This is a genomic window from Halomonas sp. KX33721, assembly GCF_001596805.1.
Classification (GTDB): Bacteria; Pseudomonadota; Gammaproteobacteria; order Pseudomonadales; family Halomonadaceae; genus Vreelandella; species Vreelandella aquamarina.
Window position 1 is genome coordinate 59,779 of sequence record NZ_LVIA01000027.1, and the last position, 26,360, is coordinate 86,138.

Genomic DNA, 26,360 nt, shown 5'->3' on the forward strand with positions numbered 1-26,360 from the left:
CGTGGGTATTTAGTAATGTAGCGATGAGTATAAAATAGCCAACTGGCGGCAGACAGTGAGTTGTCCGTTGCCAGCCGCTAAATCGCATTGAGGCGAAGCATGTTGAAAACGAACGAACGCGCACCATCCCCTGCGCCCACCGCCCGCGTTACCTATCGCGCGGCGTTAGCCAAGGATGCCGCTGATCAGGCGGAAGTATTTTACCATGCCGTCATGCAGGGGGCGGCCACCCATTACGGGTTGGATGAGCGCCGCGCCTGGGCCCAATGCGCTACCCCGCGAGGCGAGCGCCTGGGCGGCGCGCCAAGCGCTATACACTACGCTGGTAGCCGCTTGTGATGGCCGGTGCGTCGGTTTTTTAGAGCTTAATATCAGTGCTGGACGTATTGAGACCCTCTACGTGTGGCCGTCACTAGCGGGACGCGGCATAGGCACCACGCTACTGATCCATGCCGAGCGTATTCTGCTGGAACATGGCGTGTCTCAGGTGGAGATCGAGGCGAGCCTGGTACTCTACGAGCGCTTGCTACGCCGAGGCTTCGTGAACCACGGCGAGCAGTGGGTAGAGCGCAGCGGCGAGATGCTACAGCGCTACCGGCTCGTCAAGCAGCTAAACGCAGTGGAAACCTAGCCGCTCAGACGTTAAAGGTTTGGGTGATGCGCATCGACAGGTCGATGGACTTCACATCTTTTGTCAGCACGCCGCTAGAAATGCAGTCTACGCCGGTGTCGGCAATCGCTTTTAGCGTGGTGTCATCCACATTGCCGGAGGCTTCCAGAGTGGCGCGTCCGCCATTGATTTCCACCGCCACGTGCAGGTCTTCAATGGCGAAGTTATCCAGCATCACGATGTCGGCACCTGCCGCCAGCGCTTGGTCCAACTCCTCGAAGGTTTCGACTTCCACTTCTACCGGCAGGTCGCTGGCTAGTTTGCGGGCCTGCGCCACGGCGGCCTGAATGCCACCACAGGCCGCGATGTGATTCTCCTTGATCAAGAAGGCATCCCACAGGCCCAGGCGGTGATTATGGCCACCGCCACAGGTGACTGCGTACTTTTGTGCCAAGCGTAGCCCCGGTAGCGTTTTGCGGGTGTCCAGCAGGCGTACGCCGGTGCCTTCGATCAGGTCTACATAGCGGCGAGTGGCGGTGGCCGTGGCAGACAGCGTCTGCAGAATGTTCAGCGCTGCGCGTTCACCGGTCAGCAGGCTACGGGCCGGGCCTTCAATCTCTAAAAAACACTGCTCCGCATCTAAAACATCGCCGTCAGCAGCCTGCCAGCGTAATGTCACGCGGCTATCCAAACGACGAAAAATTTCATCAACCCAGGCAACGCCACACAGCACGGCAGGTTCACGGGTGATCACCTTAGCGGTTGCCCACTGGTTCTCAGGAATCAGCTGAGCCGTGATATCTCCCGTACCAACGTCTTCCGCTAACAGGCGGGCAGCACAGGCGCGAATCTCTTCAGCAAGAGCAGTTTGATAATCCATAGCGGTGGGGTCTCTGGGCGTCGTCTTCGATGACGGGCATTATAGTGAAACAGAACGCTAACGTAGAGGAGCGAGTGCGATCATGAACCAAGAAAACAGGGCAGGGCAGTGGTCCAGGGCACGGCAGGTAGCGTCGCCTAACCAGGATGCACGCCCTCACGGCGAGGTATCGCTGCTGCTCTTGCACGCCATTAGCCTGCCGCCAGGGCAGTTCTCGGGCGATGCCATCGAGGCGCTATTCACCAATCGACTGCCCCCGGACGGACACCCTTTCTTTGCCGAGATCGCCCACCTGCGGGTATCGGCCCATCTGTTGATCCGTCGCGACGGCGAGTGCGTTCAGTTCGTCGATACCGACCAGCGTGCCTGGCATGCCGGTCGCTCCTGCTGGTGGGACCCTGCGCTGGGCGTATGGCGATCCAGGCTCAACGATTTTTCTGTGGGCATCGAACTTGAGGGCGATGATGACACTCCCTTTACCCAAGCGCAGTACACTTCCCTCGTCGACGCGGTGGGGTGGCTGATGGCTCGCTACCCGGCTTTGACGCCACAGCGAATCACCAGCCATGCCAAAGTAGCGCCGCTGCGTAAAACCGATCCAGGGCCCGCCTTCGATTGGGCGTATTTCCGCCAGCGATTGTCACAGGCGGCCTTTAAACGATAAAAGCGTGGGTTAAAAAGTAGCGTTAAGTGGTTCTTGAGGCAGGTAATAAAACGGTAGTTTAACTACATTCAGAAGGTGTTAGTCGCAGCGACAAAGGTCTTATAAAGCGCTTATGTTGCAGTGCAATAGTTTGTTTTCGATGGCTTTTTGCGGCGTGCCGGAATTGGCAGCGTGGCGACTTTGCGGTATCTTCGCATATACAAAAGGCTAATTTTTACCAAATACCTGTAGCTTAACTACATTCATGAAAGCGTAGCTCATTGAATGTAGGGTGAAAATCCCCTGCTCGATGCATCGCGTCGGCTATTCACAGGCCTGTGGTGGCCAAACACTGCAGCCGCCCCAGGCCCGAAGGGTTGGCGGGGCTCATTGTCATTTATCGTCATTCGGAGAGACCTCTATGAGTCTGGAGACAAGAGAAGATCTCGATCCGGTCGAAACCACGGAGTGGCTGGAATCCCTGGAATCGGTACTGGATCGTGAGGGCGAGGATCGTGCCCGCTACCTGATGACCCGCCTGGCGGATCGCCTGCGCCGGGACGGGATGAAGGTGCCCTTCTCGGTGACAACCCCCCACCGTAATACGATCCCGGTTCATCGCGAAGCGCCCATGCCGGGCGACCTGTTCATGGAGCGTCGCATTCGTTCCCTGATTCGCTACAACGCGATTGCCCAGGTGATTCGTAACAACCGGGCCAACCCGGGCCTGGGGGGCCACATTGCAAGCTTCATGTCGTCCGCCACGCTGTACGACGTGGGCTTCAACCACTTCTTCCGCGCCCCCAAAGGCGACTTTGAAGGCGACCTGATTTACATTCAGGGCCACGTGGCACCGGGTATCTATGCGCGCTCCTTCCTGGAAGGCCGCCTGACCGAAGAGCAGATGGACAAGTTCCGTCGTGAAGTCGACGGCGATGGCCTCTCTTCCTACCCGCACCCGTGGCTGATGCCGGACTACTGGCAGTTCCCCACGGTCTCCATGGGGCTTGGCCCGATTCAGGCTATCTACCAAGCCCACGTGATGAAGTACCTGCATCACCGTGAGCTGAAAGACATGCACGACCGCAAGATCTGGTGCTTCATGGGCGATGGCGAGTGTGACGAGCCGGAATCCCTAGGCGCGATCTCCCTGGCGGGCCGTGAGAACCTCGATAACCTGATCTTCGTGATCAACTGTAACCTGCAGCGCCTGGACGGCCCAGTACGCGGCAACTCCCGCGTTATGGACGAGTTCGAAGGCGTCTTCCGCGGTGCCGGTTGGAACGTGATCAAGGTCGTTTGGGGTCGTCTCTGGGATCCGCTGTTCGAGAAGGATAAGAAAGGCATCCTTCAGAAGCGCATGGACGAGGCGGTCGACGGCGAGTACCAGAACTACAAGGCGAACGGCGGTGCTTACACCCGTGAGCACTTCTTTGGTAAGTACCCAGAAACCGAAGCGATGGTCAAAGACCTCTCCGACGAGGATATCTGGAAGCTCAACCGGGGTGGCCACGACCCGTTCAAGGTCTACGCGGCTTACCACGAAGCGGTCAACACCACCAACGGCAAGCCCACGGTCATCCTGGCGCACACCGTCAAAGGGTACGGCATGGGCAGCGGCGATGGCGAAGCCGCCAACGAAGCCCACCAGGTCAAGAGCATGGAGTACGAAGCGCTGAAGAAATTCCGCGACCGCTTCGGCATTCCGCTCACCGACGAGCAGCTCAAAGACGTGCCGTACTACAAGCCGGAAGAGGACTCTCCCGAGCTCAAGTACATGCACCTGCAGCGCGAGCGTCTCAACGGCTACCTGCCGAGCCGCCGCAGCGATTTCGAAGCGCTGGAAATCCCCAGCCTGGAAGACAAGACGTTTGCCTCCCAGATGGGCGGTTCCAAAGGCCGCGAAATCTCAACCACCATGGCCTTCGTGCGTATCCTGAATGGCCTGGTGAAAGACAAGCAGCTGGGCAAGCAGGTCGTGCCGATTGTCCCCGATGAGGCCCGTACCTTCGGTATGGAAGGCATGTTCCGCCAGCTGGGTATCTACACTGCCGAAGGTCAGAAGTACGAGCCGGTCGATAAAGGCCAGATCATGTACTACCGCGAGGACCAGAAAGGTCAGGTACTCGAGGAAGGCATTACAGAGGCAGGCGCGATGTCGGCGTGGATCGCCGCCGCGACCTCCTACAGCAACAACAACGTCACCCTGCTGCCGTTCTACATCTACTACTCGATGTTCGGCTTCCAGCGTATTGGTGATTTGGCATGGGCCGCAGGCGACCTGCAGGCGCGTGGCTTTATGGTTGGCGGCACCGCCGGGCGTACCACGCTCAACGGTGAAGGCCTGCAGCACCAGGATGGCCACAGCCTGATTCAGGCCTCCACCATCCCCAACTGCCGCAGCTACGACCCGACGTACGCCCATGAAGTTGCGGTTATCGTGCAAGACGGCCTGAAGCGCATGTTCACGGATCAAGAGAACTGCTTCTACTACCTGACCGTGATGAACGAGAACTACGAGCACCCCGAGCTTGAGAACGTACCGGCCGACGACATCGTCAAGGGCATGTACCTGCTTAAAGAGACCCAGGGTGACAAAGGGCGCGTTCAGCTGCTGGGTTCCGGCACCATTCTGCGTGAAGTGGAAGCTGCCGCTGAGCTGCTGGCCAACGACTGGGGCATCGGGGCGGACATCTGGAGCGTGACCAGCTTCAACGAGCTGCGTCGTGAAGCGCTGCTGCTGGAGCGTGAAGCGTTCCTCAACCCGGATGCCGAGGCCAACAAGCCCCACGTTACCAAGTGCCTGGAAGGTCGTGATGGTCCGGTGATTGCGTCTACCGACTACATGAAGCTCTACGCGGATCAAGTACGTGCTTGGGTGCCCAGTGATTACACTGTGTTGGGTACCGACGGCTTTGGTCGTTCTGATACCCGCGAGAAGCTGCGCTACTTCTTCGAAGTAGACCGCTACTTCGTCACCGTTGCTGCGCTGCGTGCGCTGGCCGACCGTGGTGAGCTTGATCGCAAGCAGGTTGGCGAAGCGCTGAAGAAATATGGCATCGATGCCAACAAGCCGAACCCGCTGACCAGCTAAACCGCTGCCCGGCGGACAGATGTCCGCCGGCTCGATCCGATTTGGAAGGAGCGCGACCTTGAGTAGCGAAATCATCAAAGTTCCCGACATCGGTGGGGATACCGATGTCGAAATCATCGAGATTGCGGTGTCAGAAGGCGACGTCATCGAAGCGGAAGACACCCTGATCACTCTGGAATCCGACAAAGCCAGCATGGATGTACCGGCCCCGAAAGGCGGCAAGGTGGTCAAAGTGTTGGTGAAAGAGGGCGATAAAGTCTCCGAAGGCGACGATATCGTTGAGCTGGAAGTGGAAGGTGGCGGTGAGAGCGATGCCGAGCCAGAAGCCGCCGCAGAAGACAGCCAGCCCGAAGCCGACGCGCCCGCCAAGCAGCCAGAAGCGGCCCCTGCGCCGAAGAAAGCCAGCGGTGGCAAGCAGACCGTCGACATCAAGGTGCCTGACCTTGGCGGCTCCGATAACGTCGAGATCATCGAAGTCGCCGTGAGCGAAGGCGATGACGTCAACGCTGAAGACCCGTTGATCACCCTGGAGTCTGACAAGGCTTCCATGGACGTGCCTAGCCCGCACAGCGGTAAGATCGTGTCGCTAACGGTGAAAGAGGGCGACACCGTTTCCGAAGGCGACGTGATTGGCCAGATGGAGATCGCGGGCGAAGGTGACGATACCGACGACGCGGACGCGCCTGAGCAGGCTGACGAGTCTGCCACCGCTAACCAATCTGCCGACGCCGAAGACGATGCGGCCGAAGAAGAGGGCGGCAGCGGCGAGCCCGAACGCAAAGAGATTCGCGTGCCGGATCTGTCGGGCTCTTCTGACGTGCCGATTATCGAAATTGGTGTTGCCGCTGGCGATGAAGTTGACATCGAAGACCCGCTGATCACTCTGGAGTCTGACAAGGCCTCCATGGACGTGCCAAGCCCCTTCAAGGGCAAGATTCTGGAGCTCACCGTCAAAGAGGGTGATACGGTCTCCGAAGGTGACGTGATCGGCTATATGGAAGTCGCGGGTGCCAAGAAAGCCGCACCCAAAAAAGCAGCTCCTGAAAAGGCGGATAGCAAGCCGCAGAGCGCACCCAGCGCCAAGCAGGCTTCTCCGGCGGGTTCTCCCAGCCCCGAAGCGCAAATGGCCGCGCATAAGCCGCGTGACGGCAAGCTGGTTCACGCAGGACCCGCAGTACGCATGCTGGCCCGTGAGCTAGGCGTCGACCTTGGCCTCGTGAAGCCCAGCGGCCCGAAAGACCGCGTGCTGAAAGAGGACGTACAAGCGTACGTTAAGCAAGCCATTGCGAACCAGGGCAAAGCCCAGGCAGCCGCTCCTGCTGCCAGCGGTGGTGCAGGTATCCCCGCCGTGCCGGAAGTCGACTTCAGCCAGTTTGGTGAAGTGGAAGAGAAGCCGATGGGTCGCCTGCTCAAGATGGGCGCAACCAACCTGCACCGCAGCTGGCTCAACGTACCCCATGTGACTCAGTTCGATGAAGCCGACATCACCGAGCTTGAGAACTTCCGTAAAGCTATGAAGGCGGAAGCCGAAGCCCAGGGAGCCAAGCTCACGCCGCTGCCCTTCCTGGTCAAGGCGTGTGCCTTTGCACTGCGCAAGTTCCCGCAGTTCAACGTCAGCTTGAAAGGCGACGGCGATACGCTGGTGTGGAAGAAGTACGTCCATATCGGTATCGCGGTGGATACGCCGGACGGTCTGATGGTGCCCGTGCTGCGCGACGCTGATAAGAAGTCCTTGATTGAGATTGCCAAGGAGATGGCGGAGCTGGGCAAGAAAGCGCAAACCAAGAAGCTCAAGCGGGAAGAGATGACCGGTGGCTGCTTCACCATTTCGAGCCTGGGTTCGATTGGTGGCACGGCCTTTACGCCGATCGTCAACGCCCCTGAGGTCGCGATCTTGGGTGTATCGAAAGCGCAGATGAAGCCGGTATGGGATGGCAGTGCTTTCCAGCCGCGCTTGATGATGCCGCTGTCGCTCTCCTACGATCACCGCGCGATCAACGGTGCGGATGCAGCGCGATTCACCGCCTTCCTGGCGGACGTGCTCACCGATATCCGTCGCTTGCTGCTGTAAGCGATCATACGAGCAAGCCACAAGCGGCGCCCTTTCGGGCGCCGCTTGTGTTTAAACGGCTTAGCCGTGTAAACGGTGGCTTGGCGCAAACAGGGTGACCAAAGTACTAACGCTGGCCACTTTGCTGTTTTTGCTCAAAAAAACACAAAATAATCGTGCTCTCAGGCTTTTGGGGAGTTGTGTCGCCTGAACGGCACGGTTATTGTCGGTTCATTGATTTCATCTATCACTACCATTCAAGACGATCATTCAAGGAGCAGTGCCATGCGTTTAATCCTGTTGGGTGCCCCCGGCGCAGGGAAGGGGACTCAGGCTCAGTTTATTTGTGAGCAGTTCAAGATTCCCCAAATTTCCACCGGGGATATGCTGCGCGCCGCTATCAAGGACGGCACTGAGCTGGGCCTGAAGGTCAAAGAGATTATGAACAGCGGTGGTCTGGTGTCGGATGATATCATCATCGACTTGGTCAAAGAGCGCATTAGCCAGCCCGACTGTGAGAATGGCTTCCTGTTTGACGGCTTCCCGCGCACCATTCCTCAGGCAGATGCCATGAAAGAGGGCGGTGTGAAACTCGACCACGTGCTGGAAATTGCCGTGCCGGACGAAGAGATCGTCAGCCGTTTAGCAGGTCGCCGTGTTCACCCGGCCTCAGGTCGCGTGTACCACGTTGAGCACAATCCGCCCAAAGAGCCGGGCAAAGACGATGTGACCGGCGAAGCGCTGATTCAGCGTGAAGACGATCAAGAGTCTACGGTACGCAATCGTCTGTCGGTCTACCACGACCAAACCGCGCCGCTGGTGGAATACTACAAACAGTGGGCGAAAGAGGACCCAGCCGCCGCGCCGCAGTATCACCGCGTCGAAGGCGTGGGCAGCGTGGCGGACATCACGCGCCAGGTGAAAGAAGCGCTGAGCTAAGCGCGCCGCAGCGTCACGTGTCACGATGGCCCGCAGGCTTCCTGCGGGCCATCGTCGTTTCAGGCGTGTGACGGTATACTAGAGGCCTATTTTTACGGAGTGCAATACCGCTATGTCGTCGTTATACCTTCTGGCACTGGATGCCTCCTCCAGCGCCTGTTCTGCGGCTTTGCTCCGCCAAGCAAGCGGTCAGCATGACTGTTTGGCGCGCTATGAAATGACGCCACGCGCGCACACCAAGCGCTTGATGCCGATGGTGGATGAGCTGCTCGCTGATGCGGGCATTGCCCCTCAAGCGCTGAACGCCATTGCGTTCGGGCGTGGTCCCGGTTCGTTTACCGGCCTGCGCATTGCGGCCGGTGCTGCCCAAGGCCTGGCGTTTGGCTTGGACTGCCCGCTGCTCGGCATTTCGACCTTGGAGGCGCTCGCGCTACAAGCGCATCGGCGTTATCACTTTCGCCATGTAGTCACCGCGTTGGATGCGCGCATGGGCGAAGTGTATGCGGCCACCTGGCACTGCTTGAACGATACCCTAAGCTTACAAAGTGACGAGGTCGTCATCGCGCCCAGTGCATTCTGCTTGCCGGCCGACGAGACCGATTGGGTGGGCGTAGGCTCGGGCTTTAGCCTGTGGGATGAGTTTGCTGTCGGCGTGCAGGCCAGTATGTCGCAACATCTCACGGACTTAGAACCGCGCGCAGAGGAGATGGCCTGGCTGGCCGCCCGCGACTTGGACGCAGGCTTAGGCCGGGCGGCCCATGAAGCGCAGCCGGTGTACTTGCGCAATAATGTTGCCTGGAAAAAACCGGCATGAGCCAGCCGGTGCCACAGGTGGCCCTGCCGCCAGGGCTAACCCTGGGGTATGTGAATGGTCAGCTTGCCTTAGCGGGGGATGAGCGCCAGTACGGCAAGCCGCTCAGCGTTGATTTTGTCTCGGGCAAGGCCGCGCACCGCCGTCAGTTCGGCGGCGGCCGTGGGCAATTGGTGGCCAAAGCCTGCGGGCTTACCAAGGGCATCACGCCGAGCGTGGTTGATGCCACAGCAGGCCTGGGCCGCGACGCCTTTGTGTTGGCAAGCCTAGGCGCGCAGGTGCTAATGATTGAGCGGGTCGAAGCCATTGCGGCGCTGCTGCAAGATGGCCTTGAACGTGCCGCTAGCGCAGATGAAACGGCATTGATTGCCGGGCGAATGGCACTTCGCCATGGCGACGCCGCGGAACAGTTGGCAGCTCTCATCGCTGATGCTGAGTTTGCGCCTCAGGTCATTCATCTGGACCCCATGTTTCCCCATCGCGAAAAATCCGCGCTGGTGAAAAAAGAGATGCGCGTGTTTCGTGAGCTGGCCGGGGATGATGACGATGCCCCGCGCTTATTAGCAGCGGCGCTGGAGGTGGCAACGCACCGCGTGGTAGTGAAACGCCCGCGTAAGGCGCCGCCCATTGCTGGGCCTGCGCCGCAGCACACGCTGGAAGGCAAAACGAGCCGCTACGATCTGTACGTTCATCGTTCACTCAGCCGCTGAGCGTGGATGAAGCAGCGTAGCAAGAGAAGGAGTCTCTATGCAGCACGAGTGGCGAGAAGGAAATCGTGTGATTCTGCTGCCGGAAGCATCGCGCTTTTTACCGGCGATGTTTGAGGCGGTGAGTCAGGCGCAGCACTACGTGCTGGTGGAGCTCTATTTGATGGAGTCCGGCGAGCTCGCAAACCAAGTCATTGACGCGTTAGCAGCCGCAACGCGGCGAGGGGTGAAAACCTATCTATTGCTAGATGGCTATGGCGCCATGGGGTTGGAGCGAAGCGACCGTGAACGTTTGCAGGCAGCGGGCGTGGCCTTGCAGCTGTTCAACCCGATTGGCTTCCACTCGCTGGCACGCAACCTGAGCCGTGACCACCGCAAGATCGTGGTGGTGGATGGCGAGGTAGCCTTCACGGGCGGGTTTGGCGCGGTGGATGAATTCCTGGAGGCCTGGTACGAAATCGCCGCCCGGGTCGAAGGGCCCGTGGTGGCCGACTGGGAGGCGCTGTTTCGTCGCTTGTGGTGTTCGCGGCTGACCCGCTATGCGTCCCCGCAAGGGCCGCGTCTGGCACTGCCGGAGGCGCGGGTAGCCGAGCCGCAGGAAGAGGGTGTCAGGGGCAGGGTCATCTCGGGGCGTGGCTATCGCTACCAGGCCATTCGGCACTCACTCTACGCGCGGGTCCACCAGTCTCGCCAACGACTGTGGTTATGTACGCCCTATTTTGTGCCGACATTTGCGCTGCGTCGTCGCCTGATTCGAGCCGCCCAGCGAGGCGTCGACGTTCGTCTGCTACTGCCCGGTGCCAAGCACGACCACCCCGGCGTGCGCTATGCGGGTCAGCGTTTTTATCAAGGGCTGCTGAGAGCGGGCGTGCGTATTTTCGAGTTCCAGCCGACTTTTATACACGCCAAGTTCGTCCTGGCCGATGAGTGGGTTAGCCTCGGCTCCTGTAACTTTGACCACTGGAACTTACACTGGAACCTAGAGGCCAATCAGGAGATCGAGGACTCGGCGTTTGCCTGCGAAGTGCAGGCGCTTTTCGAGCGTAACTTTGCCGCCAGCCAAGAGGTGGATGCCCATGCCTGGGCCGCGCGGCCCTGGTGGCAGCGCGCCCGGGAGTGGGTATATGGCGCGCTGGATGGCCTGGTGACGCGGCTCAAGTAGCGGCTACTTGCGCTTTTTGCCCTTGGCAGGGGTTTTCTTGCGGGGCTTGGGTTTGGGCGTCTCGGGGGGTACGCGGTAGTGCAGGTACAGGTCGAGCACCAGTTCGGGCAGCTGGGCCACCAGCGCTTCCTGATTGGCCTGGTCGCTGGCCATCTCGGCCATGTCGGGTTCGTCGTCAAACAGACCCGAGAGCAGCATGAAGGGCAGCAGCAGGGTGGCCGCAGCCTCTTCGTCTTCCTGGAACCAGGCGCTCTCGTCGCTGAATACGCCCTCCATAAAGCCTGCACACCAGTCGCCAATAGGGGTTTCCTCGGCGGGCAGGCCATCCAGCGTTAGCTCGAAGGGCAGCTCCGGTAGGCCACCTTGCTCCAGTACCGCCATGGTGTTGTCGCGCAGTAGCGTCAGCAGCTGGATGATCTCTTCGCGCTCGGCGGCGTCGCGGTAGTTGGGTTCGCCTTGGAATAGCTCCTCTAGCCACTGCTCGGTGGGCTGCTCGCTAGGGGCAACCGCCAAGGCGACTAGAAAGCCGTGGGCTGAAATCAGATCGAGGGCATCTTCGCCCACTTGCTCTGAATCGAGAAAATCATCCAGCCTGTCGAGCTGTTCATCATCAAGCAGCGGCTGAGGCGGGGCATTGTCGGGCGAGTTTGCTTCGGTCACGGTATTGCGCTCTGCCATGGGGAGCCTCGTGGTCAACGTCATCTTTGAAAACCGCTGTCGATCCGTCACAATCGAGCAACGTTACTAATGGCTAGTTTATCACTAATGAAGACGTCACCACTGCCCCCTTGGCCGCGCGATGAGCTCATGTCGCGTTCTCATGACGCGCTGCTTCAGGCGGCTCAAGAGCGCGTGGCGCAGGCCCTGGCACGCTGCCGAGAAGTCTACCCAGCGCTGCCTGCCCCAAAGGTATGGTTTGATTTGAAAGGTGCTTCAGCAGGGCAGGCGCATCTTGGGCGGGGTGGACTACGCTTTAACCCAGTGCTGTTGAAAGACAATCGACAGGCCTTCTTCGATGAAGTGATTCCCCACGAGATGGCCCACTGGCTGGTCTTTCATCTGGCCAACGGCACGCGCTTAAAGCCCCACGGCCGCGAGTGGCAGTCGGTGATGCGAAATCTGTTTGGCTTGGTGCCACGGGTGACTCACCGCTTTGATATTCAGCGTTCCCAACCGCGTCCTTATCGGTATGAGTGTGGCTGCCAGATCCATCATTTTACCGCCAGACGTCATGCCTTAGTGGTAAAGGGGCGTCGTTATCGTTGCCGTCATTGTGATCAGACCTTGGTCTACAGCGCATTTGAAAACCTGTGATGCTATTTTAAGTCATTGTTTTTAAAATAAAAAACGCTAATACCAATGTCTAAGGGGAAGCCGTTCAGGACAGGTTTATGCTAGGTGAATATTACGCGCGTCGGTGTAGTCAATAATAAGGCCGACACCATTTTCTAGAGAGTGCAACTTCACGGACAAAGGCAATTTCATGAGCGAGCATAAAAACGTCTATCCAGTGCGCGATAGCATCGCTGCCAAGGCATGGGCCGATAAAGATAAATATGCGGCAATGTATCAGCAGTCCATGGACGACCCAGAAGGTTTCTGGGGTGAGCAAGCAAAACGCCTCGACTGGATTAAAACCCCCAGCAAAATCAAAAACACCTCGTTCGCCCGAGATAACGTCGATATCCGCTGGTTTGAAGACGGCGAACTTAACGTCGCGGCGAACTGCTTAGATCGCCACCTAGAGAAGCGCGGCGACCAAACGGCGATTATTTGGGAAGGCGATAACCCCAACGAATCCAAACATATTAGTTATCGCGAACTTTACGAGCGCACCAATCAGCTAGCAAACGGCTTGAAATCGCTGGGTGTTCAGAAAGGCGATACAGTAACGCTGTATATGCCGATGATTCCCGAAGCGGCCATGGCCATGTTGGCCTGCGCCCGTATCGGTGCGGTGCACTCGGTGGTATTTGGCGGCTTCTCGCCAGACGCGGTGGCCCAGCGGGTCATCGGTGCAGATTCCAAACTGGTGATCACTGCCGATGAGTCGGTTCGCGGTGGCAAGCATGTGCCGCTGAAAGAGAACGTCGACTCTGCGCTCAAGCGTGACGGCACCGATGTGTGCAAAAACGTGCTGGTTGTGAAGCGTACCGGCGGTGAGATCGACTGGCAGGAAGGCCGCGATATCTGGTTTGACGAGCTGGTCGACAAACAGTCCAGCGAGTGCCCAGCTGAGGCGATGAATGCGGAAGATCCGCTGTTCATTCTCTACACCTCAGGCTCCACCGGCGCGCCGAAAGGCTTGAAGCACACTACCGGTGGTTACCTGACCTACGCCGCCATGACGCATCAGTACGTGTTCGACTATCAAGAGGGCGAAATCTACTGGTGTACGGCAGATGTGGGCTGGGTGACCGGGCATAGCTATATCGTTTACGGCCCGCTGGCGAACGGTGCCACTACGCTGATGTTTGAAGGCGTGCCGAGCTATCCGACCCACGGCCGCATGGGTGAAATCGTCGATAAGCATCAGGTCAATATCCTCTACACCGCGCCCACAGCCGTGCGTGCGCTGATGGCTCATGGCGACAACGTGATGGATTCCAGCAAGCGTGATTCGCTGCGCTTACTGGGCTCGGTGGGTGAGCCGATTAACCCCGAAGCGTGGGAGTGGTTCTACCGCGTGATCGGCAACGAGAAGTGTCCGATTGTGGATACTTGGTGGCAGACAGAAACCGGCGGCATCATGATTGCGCCGCTGCCAGGGGCCACCGACCTGAAACCGGGCTCAGCAACGACGCCTTTCTTCGGCGTTAAACCTGCCCTGGTCGATAACGAAGGCCACCAACTCGAAGGAGCCACCGAGGGCAACCTGGTGATTCTGGACTCCTGGCCGGGGCAAGCGCGCTCTATTTGGGGCGATCATGAGCGCTTCGTTCAGACCTATTTCTCTACCTACGACGGCATGTACTTCACGGGCGACGGCTGCCGTCGTGATGAGGATGGCTACTACTGGGTCACCGGCCGGGTGGACGACGTGCTGAACGTCTCCGGCCACCGCATGGGCACCGCCGAGATCGAGTCGTCGCTGGTGGCGCACTCAGCCGTCGCGGAAGCGGCAGTGGTAGGCTTCCCCCATGATATTAAGGGCCAGGGGATCTATATTTATGTCACCCTGAACGACGGTATCGACCCCACGGACGAGCTAAAGAAAGAGTTGACCCAGTGGGTGCGTAAGGATATCGGCCCTATTGCCTCGCCGGATGTTATCCAGTGGGCGCCGGGGCTGCCGAAAACGCGTTCAGGTAAAATTATGCGCCGCATTCTGCGCAAAATTGCCGCCAACGAGTGCGATGGTCTGGGCGATACCAGCACGCTGGCAGACCCGTCGGTGGTCGATGACCTGATCGAACATCGTGCCAACCAGTAAGGGAAGCACCCCCATGAATCGTCTTGTGGGGGCTGTTTTCAATGACCAGCGTCACGCCTGGATTTATTGAATCAGGGAAAACTGCGTTAGTCTGTTGCGGTGCCGGCCATGAGCCGGCACCGCTGTTTCTGTTTGAATGACGTTCCAATAACAAATTGTGCATGTGATGCTTGGGCATGATGAAGCCCATGGGGTACCATGCTTCAACCGTATGAGCCTAGCGTCGCGGCGGCAGGCAACCCCGCTGCTCGAGGAACCGGAGGAATATCCATGGCAGTAGCCCATAAGTTTATCGTCGCTGACGACCATCCGCTGTTTCGTGCAGCGCTCACCCAGGCGTTGCGCCAGTTGGCCCCCCAGGCTGAGATTGTCGAAGCCGACACCATGGAAGCCACCACTGAGGTCGTTAATCGACACCCCGATGCGGATTTAATTCTGCTGGATCTTCATATGCCTGGTGCCCACGGCTTTTCGGGTCTCATCCAACTGCGCGGGCAGATGCCGGATATTCCGGTAGCCGTGGTGTCCGGCAGCGATGAACCCTATGTGGTGCGTCGTGCTATCGACTACGGTGCCTCTGGTTTTATTCCTAAATCATCGTCGCTGCAACTGATCGCGGAAGCGGTCGGTGAGATTCTGCAGGGTGAGGTGTGGTTACCGGAAGCACTAGCCAACGTACTGGAAGAGACCAGTGAAGAGGAGTCGCGCTTTGCTGAGGCGATTGCCTCGCTAACACCCCAGCAGTTTCGCGTGCTGAACATGCTGACCGAAGGCCTGCTGAATAAGCAAATTGCCTACGAGCTGAATGTGTCAGAAGCGACTATTAAAGCCCATGTGACGGCCATTCTGCGCAAGCTGGGCGTGCACTCGCGCACTCAGGCAGTTATTGCCGCGCAGAAACTGGAAGTGGAGCCGCCAAAAGTCGAGTCGTAACGGCTAACGGCAGGTGAACAGCGCCGCGCTTAGATTTTTCTAAGCGCGGCGCTGCTGTTTTTTAGTATTAGGGTTTGGCGCGGCTGGCCTGGAGAGTACGAGTGAGTAGTGCGCGTAGGGCGGCTGGTTTCACCGGCTTGAGCAGGAGCTGGTAGCCTGCCCGCTTGATCTCTTCTGCGACGGCTTCGGTACGGTCGGCGGTGATGACAATGCCGGGAACGGCCCCTGCAAAGCGCTCACTAAGTGCTTCTAGCGCCATCAGGCCGGTGACCTCGTTATCCAGGTGATAATCTGCCAGGATGGCGTCAGGATCACCGTCCATATTGCGTAGAATCGACTTTGCCCCACCGATGCTGGTGGCGGTAAACACTTCGCAGCCCCAGCCGCTGAGCATCGCAGTCATGCCTTCTAGAATCAGTGTTTCGTTGTCGATACACACGATCCGAGTGCCTGCCAGCTTGTTGCCGCTGCGGCGGCTGTGGGGTTCTTGATGATCAGTTATCGTCGCTTCCCGTGCCGCAACGATGGGCACGCTGACCGAGAACACCGTACCTACACCCTCCCAGGAGCGCACCTTGATGGGGTGATCCAGCACGCGGCTCATACGGTCGGCGATGGAGAGTCCCAGCCCCAGGCCTTTTTCACTCTCTTTATGACGGGAAACCTGATCGAGGCGTCGGAACTCTTGAAATATCTCCGTCAATTTGGATTCGGGAATCCCTGGCCCGCTGTCCCATACTTCGATCAGCAGTCGCCCTCCTTGGCGGCGGCAGCCAAGCAGCACGCGCCCCTCTTGAGTGTAGCGAATCGCGTTGGAGAGGAAGTTCTGCACGATCCGGCGCAGCATCTGCGGGTCGGAATCCACCCACTGCTGAGTGGGCACAACGTCAAGATCCAAGCCGCGATCATCGGCCATCACCTCAAACTCAGCGCGTAGCGGGCGGAAAATATCGGCCAGGGCAAAGTGGCTGCGCCGTGGCGTCAGCGCACCGGCATCCAGCTTGGAGATATCCAGCAATGTGCCGAGAAGCTCTTCGGCGGCCTGAAGAGAGTTATCGATATGGCCAATGGTGCGCTGGGTGTCGCTGGCGGTGACGTTCTGCATCAGCGCAGAGGTAAACAAGCGCGCGGCATTCAGAGGTTGCAGGAGGTCGTGGCTGGCGGCAGCCAGGAAGCGGGTTTTCGAGGCGTTGGCGTCTTCCGCGAGCTGTTTCGCTTGTCGCAGTGCCTGCTCCGCTTCGGCACGCACGCGGTTCTCTTGGCGTAGAGCGGCGTTGGCCTCCGAGAGCGCCTGGGTACGCTCGCGCACCCGCTCTTCCAGGGTTTCGTTGGTCTCTTTGAGGGCAATTTCTGCTTGGCGGCGCTCGGTAATATCTTGATACAGCGCGAAGAAACCCAAAATCGACTGGCTGTCACCAAAGTGCGGGGTGTAGGTCACCAGCATATAGCGCATGGCGTCGTTGACCTGCATGGAGACTTCAAAACTGACCCGCTCACCGGCCAGGGTGCGCTGTACCCAGGGCACCCGTTCTTCGGCCTGTTTCACCGGCAGCACGTCTTCGTAGCGCCGCCCAATCACCGCGTTGCGGTCGATGTTGAACGCCTGCTCGTAGGCGCGGTTGGTAAAGAGATAGCGGCTCTCTTTATCGAAGTAGGCAATGAGCGCCGGGACGTTATCGGTATAGATGCGGATATTGTTTTCTGAGCGGATCAGCGCCTCTTCGATACGCTTTTGCTGGGTAATATCCTGATAGGTGTAGACAAAGCCGCCGCCGGGCATCGGGTTGCCCTGTACTTCCAGCACGCTCCCATCCTGGCGGTAGCGCACGTAGCGGTGGGGTTGGCCATCGCGAATGTTATCCAGCAGCAGTTGCACGTGCTCTTCCGGGTCGCCAGGGCCGTACTCGCCGTTGTGGGCGTTGTAGCGGAAGATGCGATCCATCGGTGCGCCGACGCGAATGATGTGGTCGGGGAAGCGGAACAGCTCTAAATAGCGCTGGTTCCACACCACTAGGCGCAGGTTCTGGTCGACCACACTGATGCCTTGGTTGATGTTCTCGATGGTGGCTTGTAGCAGGGCACGGTTGAACTCCAGCACCTGGGAGGCCTCATCCACGATGGAGATCACATCGGAAATACCAATGCCTCGCCCTTGAAGGGCAGAGTTCACCACGATCCGCGCCGACGATGCCCCCAAGACAGAGGCGAGAAACCGCTCGGTGAATTGGATCACGTCGATGGAGGCGCGGGTGCCATCGTCCAGCGGCTTGCCCGCTCGGCGTGCGTAATCATCGAAGGCACGGTCGACTTGGCCCGCGCCTAAGAAGCGCTCACACAGCACTTTCAAATCGCCCACCGTTGTGGCCCCTGTCCAGGGGCGATTAACGGAGGTTTGGCGAGTTTCGACGCTATCCACAAACAGCGACGCCTGAATGCGTTCGACTACCCGCTGGGAGGTGATCTGTGAGACAAAGATATAGCAGAACAGATTGACCCCTAGCGAAAGCATCACGCCATGGGTAAAGGCATCGCCCATGTTCAGGCCAAACAGCGCCGTCGGCGACAGCCAGTTAAGCCCCAGCGGGCCACCGGCAAGCCACGCTTGAGGCAGTACACCAGCGTTAATCATGGCGGGCATGAGCAGGCTATACGCCCAAATAGCAAAGCCCACGTTCATGCCCACAATGACGCCTAAGCGGTTGCCGCGCTTCCAGTACAGCCCGCCAATCAGCGCCGGAGCAAACTGGGCCGCCGCTGCAAACGAGAGCATGCCGATGGAGGCCAGCGAGGTGAACTCGCCAATCAGTTGGTAAAAGCCGTACGCCATGGCCAGCACGGCCACGATAGTGAGGCGGCGAGCGCGCAGCACCAAACGGCCATAGTCTCTGGCTTTGGTGTCGAACCAGCGCAGCCTGAAGAGCGCCGGGATCACAATTTCGTTCGAAATCATGATGGAGACCGCCACCGCCGCCACAATCACCATGCCCGTTGCGGCAGAGAATCCGCCGATAAACGTGAGCAGCGTGAGCCACTGCTGGCCGGAGGCCATGGAAAGGGCGAGCGCATAGGTGTCGGGCTCCACACCGCTTTCTGAAAACAGCAGCAGACCAGCGGCGGCCAGGGGAACTACGAAAAAGGCAATCGCCAGCAAGTAAAGCGGAAACAGCCAGCGTGCTTTAGTGGCGTCGTCAGGGTGAATGTTCTCGACCACCGCCACATGAAACTGGCGGGGTAGACACAGGATTGCCAGCATGGCGAGCAGGGTCTGCACCCAGAAGCTCTGGCCAAAATCCTGATTAGCGAGCTGGCGCTGAAGTTCAAGCTGACTCTCTGCGTGCCCCATCAGCTCACCCAGGCCATCGAACATGCCCCAGGTAACAAAAGCGCCGAGCACGACAAAGGCCAGCAGCTTGACCAATGACTCAAACGCGACGGCGTGGATTAAACCTTCATGATGTTCAGTGGCATCGGTATGCCGCGTGCCGAATAGAATGGCAAAAATGGCCATCACTACTGCCACATAAAAGGCCGTATCGCCAAACAGTGGCGTATGAGTAACATCGGAAGCGTCGGTGAGCACGCTGAACGTGGTGGAGACCGCTTTTAGCTGTAGCGCGATGTAGGGCAGGGTGCCGACAAGGGCGACCAGGCTAGCAAAAGCGGCCAGAGATTGGGTTTTACCGTAACGGGAGGCAATGAAGTCGGCAATGGAGGTGACGTTTTGGTGCTTGGCAACGCGGATCATCTTCGCCAGCACAGGCCAGAAGAGCAAAAACGTCAGAATAGGCCCCACGAAGATGCTGGCAAACGACCAGCCCGCGGTGGCAGCTTGACCCACCGCGCCGTAGAAGGTCCATGACGTGCAGTAGATAGCGAGCGCCAAGCTATAAATAATCGGGCGGCGCTGGCTAGCGCCGTGAGTGCGTGCACGCCGGTCGCCAAACCAGGCAATACCAAACAGCACTGCAATATAGAGCAGTGACACCGCGACCAGCAGCCCGCCATGAAACATAGTGTCTCCTCACCAATCGTACTTTTAACTGTACCTTTAAATAGCGCGTACTGAGCAGTACGTCTAAACAGCACGTCTAAACCGACCTTCGCCCAGCAAAGGGCTCCATTCTAGGCGAAGGGGAGGCGCTACGTCTGCCGTTCGTTGGCCAGTTGGCAAACGGTGGTCAGCAGCGGTGAGGTGTCGCGGAGTGTGCGTAGCTCATTGAGATCCGCGTCCCCGGTCTCTGGGTTTAGCGGAATTAGCTCTCGGCTTGAGCAGTTGAGGATGTAGGGCTGCGTGGTGATCAGGTCCGTATGGCGGCGCTCAAACTGGTAAAGAATAAACTCGGCCACCAGATCGCCATCGACGGTTTGGGCGCGTACATTCTCGCTATCCACCACACTAAAAGTGGTGGTGATCGGGAAAATAAACGTCCAGGGTCGCCACATGTTGCTGGACGTGTCGCTGGAAATCACTTGGGCCGTTTCCGGCAGCTGCAGCTGCTTATGCTCGAACCAGTCATACTCAAATTGAACCTGATAACCCAGCATGCCCAGCCCACCAAACACCGGCACGATCCATTTGGGTAGCCGCTTACGGCTGATTGTTCGAAGCAATAGGCCGATACCTGCCGCGGCAAGGCCTGCAAACACAGCGGCCACTAAGTGCCAAATCATACTATTTCCTTCTGAAAAGCCATCGGGCTTCCCTAAGGAAGCCCGATGGAAGGTGGTTCCGTTCGCTATTGGCCGACGGCGCAATAAGGTGGAACGATTATGACTTAGTGATCAACCGCTGCACCAGCACCTTTCGGATAGCGTACGCTTTCCACCAGGTCCTGAATTTCTTGCGGCGGCGCATCGGTGGCGTTAGAGACAACGAAGGCCACAGCGAAGTTGATCAGCGCGCCTACAGCACCAAACGAGAGCGGTGAAATGCCCAGTATCCAGTTATCCGGCGTATTGGCCAGCATGTTGGTGCCCGGAATAAAGAACCAGCCCAGGTAGGTGAAGATGTAGAGCAGGGTGCAGATCAGACCTGCCAGCATACCGGCAATTGCGCCTTTGTTGTTCATGCGCTTAGAGAAGATACCCATCATTAGCGCAGGGAACAGCGAGGCACCGGCAATACCGAAGGCAAGTGCTACCGTTTGAGCGGCAAACCCAGGTGGGTTAAGGCCCAAGTAAGTTGCTAGCAGGATCGCACCGGCCATGGAGATACGTGCTGCCAGCATTTCGCCTTTTTCAGAAATTTTCGGGTTGATCATGGTCTTGATCAAGTCATGACTGATCGCTGACGAGATTGCCAAGAGCAGACCCGCTGCGGTAGAGAGAGCCGCTGCGATACCGCCCGCTGCGATCAAGCCCACTACCCAGCTTGGGAGATTGGCAATTTCAGGGTTCGCCAATACCAGGATGTCGTTGTTTACTTCTAGCTCGTTACCTTCCCAGCCGCGATCAGAAAAATCAGCCGCATTGTTGTACATCTGGATACGACCGTCGTTGTTCAGGTCGTTGTGGGTAATCAGGCCAGTCTCTTCCCAAGTGCGGAACCAGTCAGGGCGATCTTCATAGAGGATGGGATTAAGAGCGGCTTCTTCATAGTTTTCCACCTGCCCAGCCATATCTGGATAGACGGTTGTAGCCAGGTTGAGACGTGCCATTGAGCCAACCGCAGGAGCGGTTAAATACAGCAGTGCGATGAAGACAAGTGCCCAGCCCGCTGACCAACGTGCATCGGCTACTTTCGGTACAGTAAAGAAGCGGATAATAACGTGGGGCAGACCGGCAGTACCGACCATCAGCGATAGAGTGAACAACACCATGTTCAGCTTGTTATCAACGTCTGCGGTGTAGTCTTGGAAACCCAGTGCATTGACCACATCGTCAAGCTTCGTGAGTAACGGAATGCCGGACTCTGTATGTGTGCTGAACATGCCGAACATCGGGATTGGGTTGCCGGTAAGCTGCATGGCGATAAACACCGCCGGGATAGTGTAGGCGATGATCAGTACCACGTACTGAGCAACCTGCGTATACGTGATGCCTTTCATACCGCCGAAAACAGCGTAAAGGAAGACGATAAACGCGGCGATCCAGATACCCCAGGTGTTGCTCACTTCTAGGAAGCGGGAGAACGCAACGCCTGCACCGGTCATCTGGCCGATAACGTAGGTCACCGAGGCTACGATCAAACACACAATCGCCACTAAACGCGCGGTGTTACTGTAGAAGCGGTCGCCGATGAAATCTGGAACGGTGAACTTGCCGAACTTACGCAGGTAAGGGGCAAGTAGCATCGCCAGGATAACGTAGCCCCCGGTCCAGCCCATCAGGAAGGTGGAGTTAGCGTAGCCGCCAGAAGCGAGCAAGCCCGCCATAGAGATAAAGGATGCCGCCGACATCCAGTCGGCCGCTGTGGCCATGCCGTTGGTGATCGGGTGTACGCCGCCACCGGCGACATAGAAGTCTTTGGTGGAGCCCGCTCGCGCCCATATCGCAATCCCGATATAGAGGGCAAACGAGGCGCCAACAAACAGTAAGTTAATTGCAAACTGGCTCATGCTGGCTTACTCCCCCAGGCCGTATTTTTTGTCGAGCGCGTTCATTCTCCAGGCGTAGAAGAAGATCAGCACGATGAAGGTAAGAATGGAGCCTTGCTGAGCAAACCAGAAGCCCAGGTCCGTTCCGCCAACGGGAATGCCCGCGAGAAGCGGACGGAACAGGATGGCGCATCCATAGGAGACAAATGCCCAAACCACGAGGCATCCGAAGATTAGCCGGACGTTGGCCTTCCAGTATTCAGCAGCATTGGATTTATCGTCTGCCATTGTGTTGCTCTCCAGTTGTGATTTTTAGGGTTGGAAAGTGAACTCAAGATAGCGTTTGGTTCATCAGGGCGACCCCGCATAGAAAACCGCGCTGGGTGTTGGGCGGTAAGTCAGCGTTGCCAGGCACGTCACCTTCTTATTGTTAAGCCGTCTTGTGTCGTTATTGGGTGATCGGCAAGTTATCGTCAGCGGCTTGAAGTGCGTTAGGTCGTGCGATTACCCTGTATGACTCGTTGATAATACTGGGCAATAATCGCAAAAAATAAATCCCAGACTTTGGTATCAGGTGCTTTTAGTGATGCGATGAAAATGGTCTGTATGAATATAAAGCATTATTTTTGATGGCCTTTCAGCGCTCTTTAAACGCCGCGTGGCCGGTGATAGGACAATGGTCTATGGCTCGGTTAAAAGTAATGTTTGCTACCTTAATGAGTGATGTTTAATCGTTTTAAGAGAGTTTAAAAAAGACACTACTTTAGTCGCTAAACGAACGTCGTTAAGACGTTAGCGCTATAGCTTAAAGTATAATAAGTGAATGAGTTGAAAAGTAGTCAAACCGTTCGTTTTACTTCCCAACCCCTGCCCTTAAGCGAGGTCGCCCATGGTAGAAATGGATCTCTCCCAGCTACCGTTTACGCTGATGGATGAGGCGGGGCGCGATCATGTTCGTCGCGGGATGGATCTTGCCTACTTTGACCGCGATGAAATTATTCTGGAGATGGGCCAGGCGGGCGAATCCGTTTTCTTGATTCATAAAGGCGAGGTCGCCGAACTTGATCCCACCCTGCCTGCTGCTAGTGCGCGCATTGGCCACTACACCGCAGGCGATTTGTTTGGCGCCATCAGTATCCTCAACGGCAAAAGCCGCTACCGCTTCCAAGCTGAACAAGAGTGCCTGTGCTATGTGATGCCTAAAGCGCTGTTTACTCAACTGTGCCGTCACTATCCACCGTTTGAGCAGTTCTTTAAGCAGTCGCTCTCACACAAAGCGCGCCTGCTCACCGAAAAACGCGCTGAAGGCGGCGTCACCATGGCGGGCTTTATGCTGGCCAAAGTGAATGAGTGTATGCGCGAGCCGCTGCTCATTGATGCCTCAAAGAGTATTCATGACGCTGTTCGACAGCTACATGATAGTCATGCGGACAGTCTACTGGTCGCTACTGCAGGCGCCCTGGGCATGGTGACCAAAACCGATCTGCTCAATGGGTTGGTATTGGGTAACTGCACCCAGGCAACACCGGTTGAAGCGCTGGCCAACGTCTCCTTGGTCACGGTAGCTCCCGAGCAGTACCTGTTTGAAGCGCTGATTTTAATGACCCGCCATAAAGTGGCGCGGGTGGTGGTAATGGAAGGGGAGAGTGTTAAAGGCGTCGTTGAGCTAATGGACGTGTTGAGCTTCTTCTCTAGCCGTAGCTACGTGGTCAGCCTGCAGGTGGAGCAGGCCAACAGTCTGGAAGCGCTGGCGGCGGCCAGCCAGCGTACGCCGGAATTAGTGAATGCGCTGATGGTGCAGGGCGTAAAGCTGCGTTTTGCCATGGATCTGTTGGCGGCGCTGAACGGGCGCATTATGAGCAAAGCGTGGAGCTTCACAGTGCCTGAGCAGTACCACACCCAAAGCTGCTTAATGGTGATGGGCAGCGAAGGACGCGGCGAGCAGATCCTCAAAACCGATCAAGATAATGGGTTGATCTTAGCTGATGATTGCCAGTGGCCCACAGTAGCTGAGGAGATGAACACTCTAACGGAAACGCTAATCCAGCTAGGCTATCCACCTTGCCCCGGCAATATCATGGTGTCTAACCCAGAGTGGGTGGGTACGGTTTCCCAGTGGAAAAACAATATCACTAAGTGGGTCAATGCCCGAGATGGCGATAGCCTGATGAAACTAGCGATTCTATTGGACTCCCACGGCGTGGCGGGTAATCCGGCGCTACTGGATCAGGTGCGTGAAGCGCTGTTTGAGCGCTGCTCCCACGATGAACTGCTGCTCTCTTACTTTGCCCGGGCGGCACTGCGCTTCTCGACGCCTCTGACGCTATTTGGCTCGCTGAAAAAGCCCCAGCACGGTATTGATATCAAAAAAGGCGGTATTTTTCCGATAGTCCACGGTGTGCGTACGATGGCCCTTGAGCGGCGCATTAATGCGACCTCTACCTTGGACCGCTTAGATGCCTTGGCCGCCGATGGGCGGCTTGACCGCCGCTTTGCTGATGATCTAGGCGAGGCGCTGGCGCTGTTTACCGAGCTGCGCCTTCGTCAGCAGCTTCAGGAGTTGGATAACGCCAACCCTAAACGCACCAATCGAGTGGTCGTTCAGGAGCTCTCTTCGCTAGAACGGGACTTGTTGCGTGAAGCCCTACACATCGTGAAAGACTTTAAGCAGCGTCTTTCCCATCGTTACCATTTGGAGTATTCGTGAGCGGAATGCGCCTGTTAGATCGACATATGACCCTGTTCAGCGGTTCACTGCGCACTCTGCTTCAGCGTGAGAGCGACCGCCGTCGCTGGGCGGACTCGCCCTATGCCTGGCTGTTTCAGCCTTATATGGGGGAAGAGGCCGTGGCCATGGCGTGCCAGGTAAGCGCCGTTCAGCCCGCTGTAATGAGTGTGGCGGCGGTGGTGCTAAGCCCGCGCCAAGTGCACACCAGCCGTACGTGGGTGGCCACCTTAGTCGCATCATCGGCGCTGGCGCCTGCTACTCTGCGACGCCATCATCAGTTGCATGCCACGCACTCGCCCCGTTCTCCCGATGCTGAGTGTCTGAGTGAGCTGGCGGAGTTTATCGAACATCGCGAAAAACCCCGTACTTCTAGTGCGAGGATGGATAGCGAGGGGCGCGAGAGCGCCCCTAGTCCGGCCTCGATTGTTGCTCAATATACTGCTTGACCATGCTCAGGGGGGCGCCTCCGACACTTCCCGCAAAGTAGCTTGGACTCCACAGCGAGTTCTTCCGGTAGGCGGGCTGTACCAGTTCAGGGTGTAGTAACTTCATCCGCCGGCTGGATACCCCCTTCAAACTATTCACCAGCTTGGATACCGCCACTTTGGGTGGAAAGTTGACAAGCAAATGGACGTGATCGGTTTCACCGTTGAACTCCTGTAGCTCCGCCTCGAAGTCCCGACACACTCGGTCGAAAAGTAATTCGAGGGAGTTGAGATGCGCGCCGGTAAACACCTTGCCCCGATACTTGGTGACAAAGACCAAATGGGCATGGAGTTTAAAAACGCAGTGTCTTCCTGTTCTGATAGCTTGTTTGGTTTCCATAGACCAAGTATATTCGAAGCCATGAAGCAGACCAAGACCCTCAAGGTTCGAGTGAAGGACAAACACGCCGCCGAGCTTAACCGCATGGCCCGCAGCGTGAATTTTGTTTGGAACTACCTCAACGAACTGTCTTCCCGAGCCATTCGGGAGAAAGGTCTGTTTCTGTCTGCCTACGACATGCACCCCTATACCAAGGGTGCTGGCAAGGACCTCGGCCTGCACAGCCAAACGCTGCAATGCATTGCTGCTGAATACGTTGCCCGCCGCAAGCAGTTCAAAAAGCCCCGCCTGAATTGGCGCAAGTCCGGCGGTGTGCGCCGCTCACTTGGCTGGATTCCGGTCAATACCGGCGCGGCCAAGTGGAAGAACGGGCAGGTATTTCACAACGGCACCTACTTCAAGGTGTGGGATAGCTACGGCCTGTCGACATACAAGTTCCGTGCCGGCAGTTTCAACGAAGATAGCCGGGGCCGGTGGTATTTCAATGTTGCGGTCGAGGTGGACGTTCAACCGACGCTTGGGCAAGGCGCCGTTGGCATCGACCTTGGGCTCAAGGATGTGGCCACCTGTAGCGATGGAGGAAGGCTGGAAAACAGCCGCTTCTACCGCCGCATGGAAGACCAGTTGGCGGCAGCCCAACGTGCCCGTAACAAGCGGCGGGTAAAGGCTATTCACGCCAAGATCAAGAACCGTCGCCAGGACGCGCAGCACAAGTTTTCCCGGAAACTCGTCAACCAGTACGGCGAAATCGTCGTGGGCGATGTTTCCTCAACCAAGCTCGCGAAGACCAAGATGGCCAAAAGCGTCTACGACGCTGGCTGGTCACAACTGAAAACGATGCTGGAATATAAATGCGCTCACGCAGGCATCGTCTTCAAGGTCGTTCGCGAAACCAACACCACCCGCGCCTGTTCATCGTGCGGCTCGCTTAGCGGGCCGCAGGGCGTCAACGGGTTGCGAGTAAGGGGCTGGGAGTGCGTGGAGTGTGGGTGTACTCCACGACCGGGGA

General features: G+C 57.7%; 20 protein-coding genes and 1 pseudogene. 14 read left to right on the plus strand and 7 right to left on the minus strand.

Translation table 11 applies throughout. From position 1 onward, the window contains the following. Positions 1-99 precede the first annotated feature (99 nt). A pseudogene (locus A3220_RS10980) lies at positions 100-631 on the plus strand (GNAT family N-acetyltransferase). A gap of 4 nt (positions 632-635) precedes the next feature. Here A3220_RS10980 and nadC read toward each other — a convergent pair. Continuing rightward, positions 636-1,490: a carboxylating nicotinate-nucleotide diphosphorylase gene (nadC, locus tag A3220_RS10985; RefSeq protein ID WP_062374847.1), complete on the minus strand. Its 855-nt coding sequence runs from the start codon at positions 1,488-1,490 to the stop codon at positions 636-638. Between the two features lie 82 nt (positions 1,491-1,572). On the opposite strand from nadC, the gene ampD reads away from it, so the two are divergent. The 7 genes from ampD (at position 1,573) to A3220_RS11020 (ending at position 10,896) form a co-directional block, all read left to right on the plus strand. Continuing rightward, positions 1,573-2,154 carry a 1,6-anhydro-N-acetylmuramyl-L-alanine amidase AmpD gene (gene ampD / locus A3220_RS10990; RefSeq protein WP_062374848.1) on the plus strand — a complete coding sequence of 194 codons (582 nt, stop codon included), beginning with the start codon at positions 1,573-1,575 and terminating at the stop codon, positions 2,152-2,154. A gap of 400 nt (positions 2,155-2,554) precedes the next feature. Beyond that, on the plus strand, positions 2,555-5,227 hold the full coding sequence (aceE, locus tag A3220_RS10995) for a pyruvate dehydrogenase (acetyl-transferring), homodimeric type (protein ID WP_062374850.1): 2,673 nt from the start codon (positions 2,555-2,557) through the stop codon (positions 5,225-5,227). Between the two features lie 58 nt (positions 5,228-5,285). Then, complete coding sequence (aceF, locus tag A3220_RS11000) at positions 5,286-7,298, plus strand: pyruvate dehydrogenase complex dihydrolipoyllysine-residue acetyltransferase (protein WP_044628728.1); 2,013 nt, start codon at positions 5,286-5,288, stop codon at positions 7,296-7,298. A gap of 264 nt (positions 7,299-7,562) precedes the next feature. Continuing rightward, positions 7,563-8,216, plus strand: coding sequence for an adenylate kinase (gene adk, locus A3220_RS11005; protein ID WP_062362226.1), 654 nt, complete (start codon positions 7,563-7,565; stop codon positions 8,214-8,216). Positions 8,217-8,328: 112 nt separating this feature from the next. Continuing rightward, the gene (gene tsaB / locus A3220_RS11010; RefSeq protein WP_058577144.1) at positions 8,329-9,030 is read left to right on the plus strand and encodes a tRNA (adenosine(37)-N6)-threonylcarbamoyltransferase complex dimerization subunit type 1 TsaB; all 702 of its coding nucleotides are present in this window, start codon (positions 8,329-8,331) and stop codon (positions 9,028-9,030) included. Beyond that, complete coding sequence (locus tag A3220_RS11015; protein WP_044628725.1) at positions 9,027-9,737, plus strand: class I SAM-dependent methyltransferase; 711 nt, start codon at positions 9,027-9,029, stop codon at positions 9,735-9,737. Before tsaB ends, A3220_RS11015 begins: the two co-directional genes overlap by 4 nt. Positions 9,738-9,774: 37 nt before the next feature. Further along, positions 9,775-10,896 carry a phospholipase D-like domain-containing protein gene (locus tag A3220_RS11020; RefSeq protein ID WP_062362234.1) on the plus strand — a complete coding sequence of 374 codons (1,122 nt, stop codon included), beginning with the start codon at positions 9,775-9,777 and terminating at the stop codon, positions 10,894-10,896. Positions 10,897-10,899: 3 nt separating this feature from the next. Here the strand turns inward: A3220_RS11020 and A3220_RS11025 are convergent, their stop codons facing one another. Further along, the gene (locus A3220_RS11025; RefSeq protein ID WP_058577146.1) at positions 10,900-11,574 is read right to left on the minus strand and encodes a YecA family protein; all 675 of its coding nucleotides are present in this window, start codon (positions 11,572-11,574) and stop codon (positions 10,900-10,902) included. A gap of 129 nt (positions 11,575-11,703) precedes the next feature. Here A3220_RS11025 and A3220_RS11030 point away from each other — a divergent pair, with 129 nt between their 5' ends. The 3 genes from A3220_RS11030 (at position 11,704) to A3220_RS11040 (ending at position 15,262) form a co-directional block, all read left to right on the plus strand. Next, complete coding sequence (locus A3220_RS11030; RefSeq protein WP_228219249.1) at positions 11,704-12,210, plus strand: SprT-like domain-containing protein; 507 nt, start codon at positions 11,704-11,706, stop codon at positions 12,208-12,210. Positions 12,211-12,379: 169 nt separating this feature from the next. Then, positions 12,380-14,329 carry an acetate--CoA ligase gene (acs, locus tag A3220_RS11035; RefSeq protein ID WP_044628721.1) on the plus strand — a complete coding sequence of 650 codons (1,950 nt, stop codon included), beginning with the start codon at positions 12,380-12,382 and terminating at the stop codon, positions 14,327-14,329. A gap of 270 nt (positions 14,330-14,599) precedes the next feature. Further along, positions 14,600-15,262: a response regulator transcription factor gene (locus A3220_RS11040; protein ID WP_016916171.1), complete on the plus strand. Its 663-nt coding sequence runs from the start codon at positions 14,600-14,602 to the stop codon at positions 15,260-15,262. Positions 15,263-15,329: 67 nt separating this feature from the next. On the opposite strand, the gene A3220_RS11045 is transcribed toward A3220_RS11040, so the two are convergent. From A3220_RS11045 to A3220_RS11060, 4 genes are all read right to left on the minus strand, one after another. Beyond that, positions 15,330-19,274: a hybrid sensor histidine kinase/response regulator gene (locus tag A3220_RS11045; RefSeq protein ID WP_062374852.1), complete on the minus strand. Its 3,945-nt coding sequence runs from the start codon at positions 19,272-19,274 to the stop codon at positions 15,330-15,332. A gap of 128 nt (positions 19,275-19,402) precedes the next feature. After that, positions 19,403-19,933 (minus strand): hypothetical protein, encoded by a 531-nt coding sequence (locus tag A3220_RS11050; RefSeq protein WP_062374854.1) that lies wholly within the window; start codon positions 19,931-19,933, stop codon positions 19,403-19,405. 104 nt (positions 19,934-20,037) lie between these two features. Then, a complete protein-coding gene (locus tag A3220_RS11055) occupies positions 20,038-21,819 on the minus strand; it encodes a sodium:solute symporter family protein (protein ID WP_062374856.1) in 1,782 nt (593 codons plus the stop codon). 6 nt (positions 21,820-21,825) lie between these two features. Further along, positions 21,826-22,086, minus strand: coding sequence for a DUF4212 domain-containing protein (locus tag A3220_RS11060; protein WP_054641318.1), 261 nt, complete (start codon positions 22,084-22,086; stop codon positions 21,826-21,828). A gap of 601 nt (positions 22,087-22,687) precedes the next feature. Between A3220_RS11060 and A3220_RS11065 the strand changes: the two genes are divergently transcribed. Both A3220_RS11065 and A3220_RS11070 read left to right on the plus strand, forming a co-directional pair. Next, positions 22,688-24,505: a putative nucleotidyltransferase substrate binding domain-containing protein gene (locus tag A3220_RS11065; protein ID WP_058577150.1), complete on the plus strand. Its 1,818-nt coding sequence runs from the start codon at positions 22,688-22,690 to the stop codon at positions 24,503-24,505. After that, positions 24,502-24,972 carry a hypothetical protein gene (locus A3220_RS11070; RefSeq protein WP_174524465.1) on the plus strand — a complete coding sequence of 157 codons (471 nt, stop codon included), beginning with the start codon at positions 24,502-24,504 and terminating at the stop codon, positions 24,970-24,972. The genes A3220_RS11065 and A3220_RS11070 overlap by 4 nt, the downstream gene beginning before the upstream one ends. Here A3220_RS11070 and tnpA read toward each other — a convergent pair. Further along, positions 24,935-25,351, minus strand: coding sequence for an IS200/IS605 family transposase (gene tnpA, locus A3220_RS16960; RefSeq protein ID WP_084812773.1), 417 nt, complete (start codon positions 25,349-25,351; stop codon positions 24,935-24,937). The genes A3220_RS11070 and tnpA overlap by 38 nt on opposite strands. Between tnpA and A3220_RS11075 the strand changes: the two genes are divergently transcribed. Further along, positions 25,244-26,360, plus strand: a 1,117-nt coding sequence (locus A3220_RS11075) for a transposase (RefSeq protein ID WP_252860458.1), incomplete at its 3' end; no start/stop codon positions are given. The genes tnpA and A3220_RS11075 overlap by 108 nt on opposite strands.

Coding starts and splice junctions, on each gene's coding strand:
- nadC (WP_062374847.1), bottom strand. CDS start 1,490: ATGGATTATCAAACTGCTCTTGCTGAAGAGATTCGCGCCTGTGCTGCC.
- ampD (WP_062374848.1), top strand. CDS start 1,573: ATGAACCAAGAAAACAGGGCAGGGCAGTGGTCCAGGGCACGGCAGGTA.
- aceE (WP_062374850.1), top strand. CDS start 2,555: ATGAGTCTGGAGACAAGAGAAGATCTCGATCCGGTCGAAACCACGGAG.
- adk (WP_062362226.1), top strand. CDS start 7,563: ATGCGTTTAATCCTGTTGGGTGCCCCCGGCGCAGGGAAGGGGACTCAG.
- tsaB (WP_058577144.1), top strand. CDS start 8,329: ATGTCGTCGTTATACCTTCTGGCACTGGATGCCTCCTCCAGCGCCTGT.
- A3220_RS11015 (WP_044628725.1), top strand. CDS start 9,027: ATGAGCCAGCCGGTGCCACAGGTGGCCCTGCCGCCAGGGCTAACCCTG.
- A3220_RS11020 (WP_062362234.1), top strand. CDS start 9,775: ATGCAGCACGAGTGGCGAGAAGGAAATCGTGTGATTCTGCTGCCGGAA.
- A3220_RS11025 (WP_058577146.1), bottom strand. CDS start 11,574: ATGGCAGAGCGCAATACCGTGACCGAAGCAAACTCGCCCGACAATGCC.
- A3220_RS11030 (WP_228219249.1), top strand. CDS start 11,704: ATGTCGCGTTCTCATGACGCGCTGCTTCAGGCGGCTCAAGAGCGCGTG.
- acs (WP_044628721.1), top strand. CDS start 12,380: ATGAGCGAGCATAAAAACGTCTATCCAGTGCGCGATAGCATCGCTGCC.
- A3220_RS11040 (WP_016916171.1), top strand. CDS start 14,600: ATGGCAGTAGCCCATAAGTTTATCGTCGCTGACGACCATCCGCTGTTT.
- A3220_RS11045 (WP_062374852.1), bottom strand. CDS start 19,274: ATGTTTCATGGCGGGCTGCTGGTCGCGGTGTCACTGCTCTATATTGCA.
- A3220_RS11050 (WP_062374854.1), bottom strand. CDS start 19,933: ATGATTTGGCACTTAGTGGCCGCTGTGTTTGCAGGCCTTGCCGCGGCA.
- A3220_RS11055 (WP_062374856.1), bottom strand. CDS start 21,819: ATGAGCCAGTTTGCAATTAACTTACTGTTTGTTGGCGCCTCGTTTGCC.
- A3220_RS11060 (WP_054641318.1), bottom strand. CDS start 22,086: ATGGCAGACGATAAATCCAATGCTGCTGAATACTGGAAGGCCAACGTC.
- A3220_RS11065 (WP_058577150.1), top strand. CDS start 22,688: ATGGTAGAAATGGATCTCTCCCAGCTACCGTTTACGCTGATGGATGAG.
- tnpA (WP_084812773.1), bottom strand. CDS start 25,351: ATGGAAACCAAACAAGCTATCAGAACAGGAAGACACTGCGTTTTTAAA.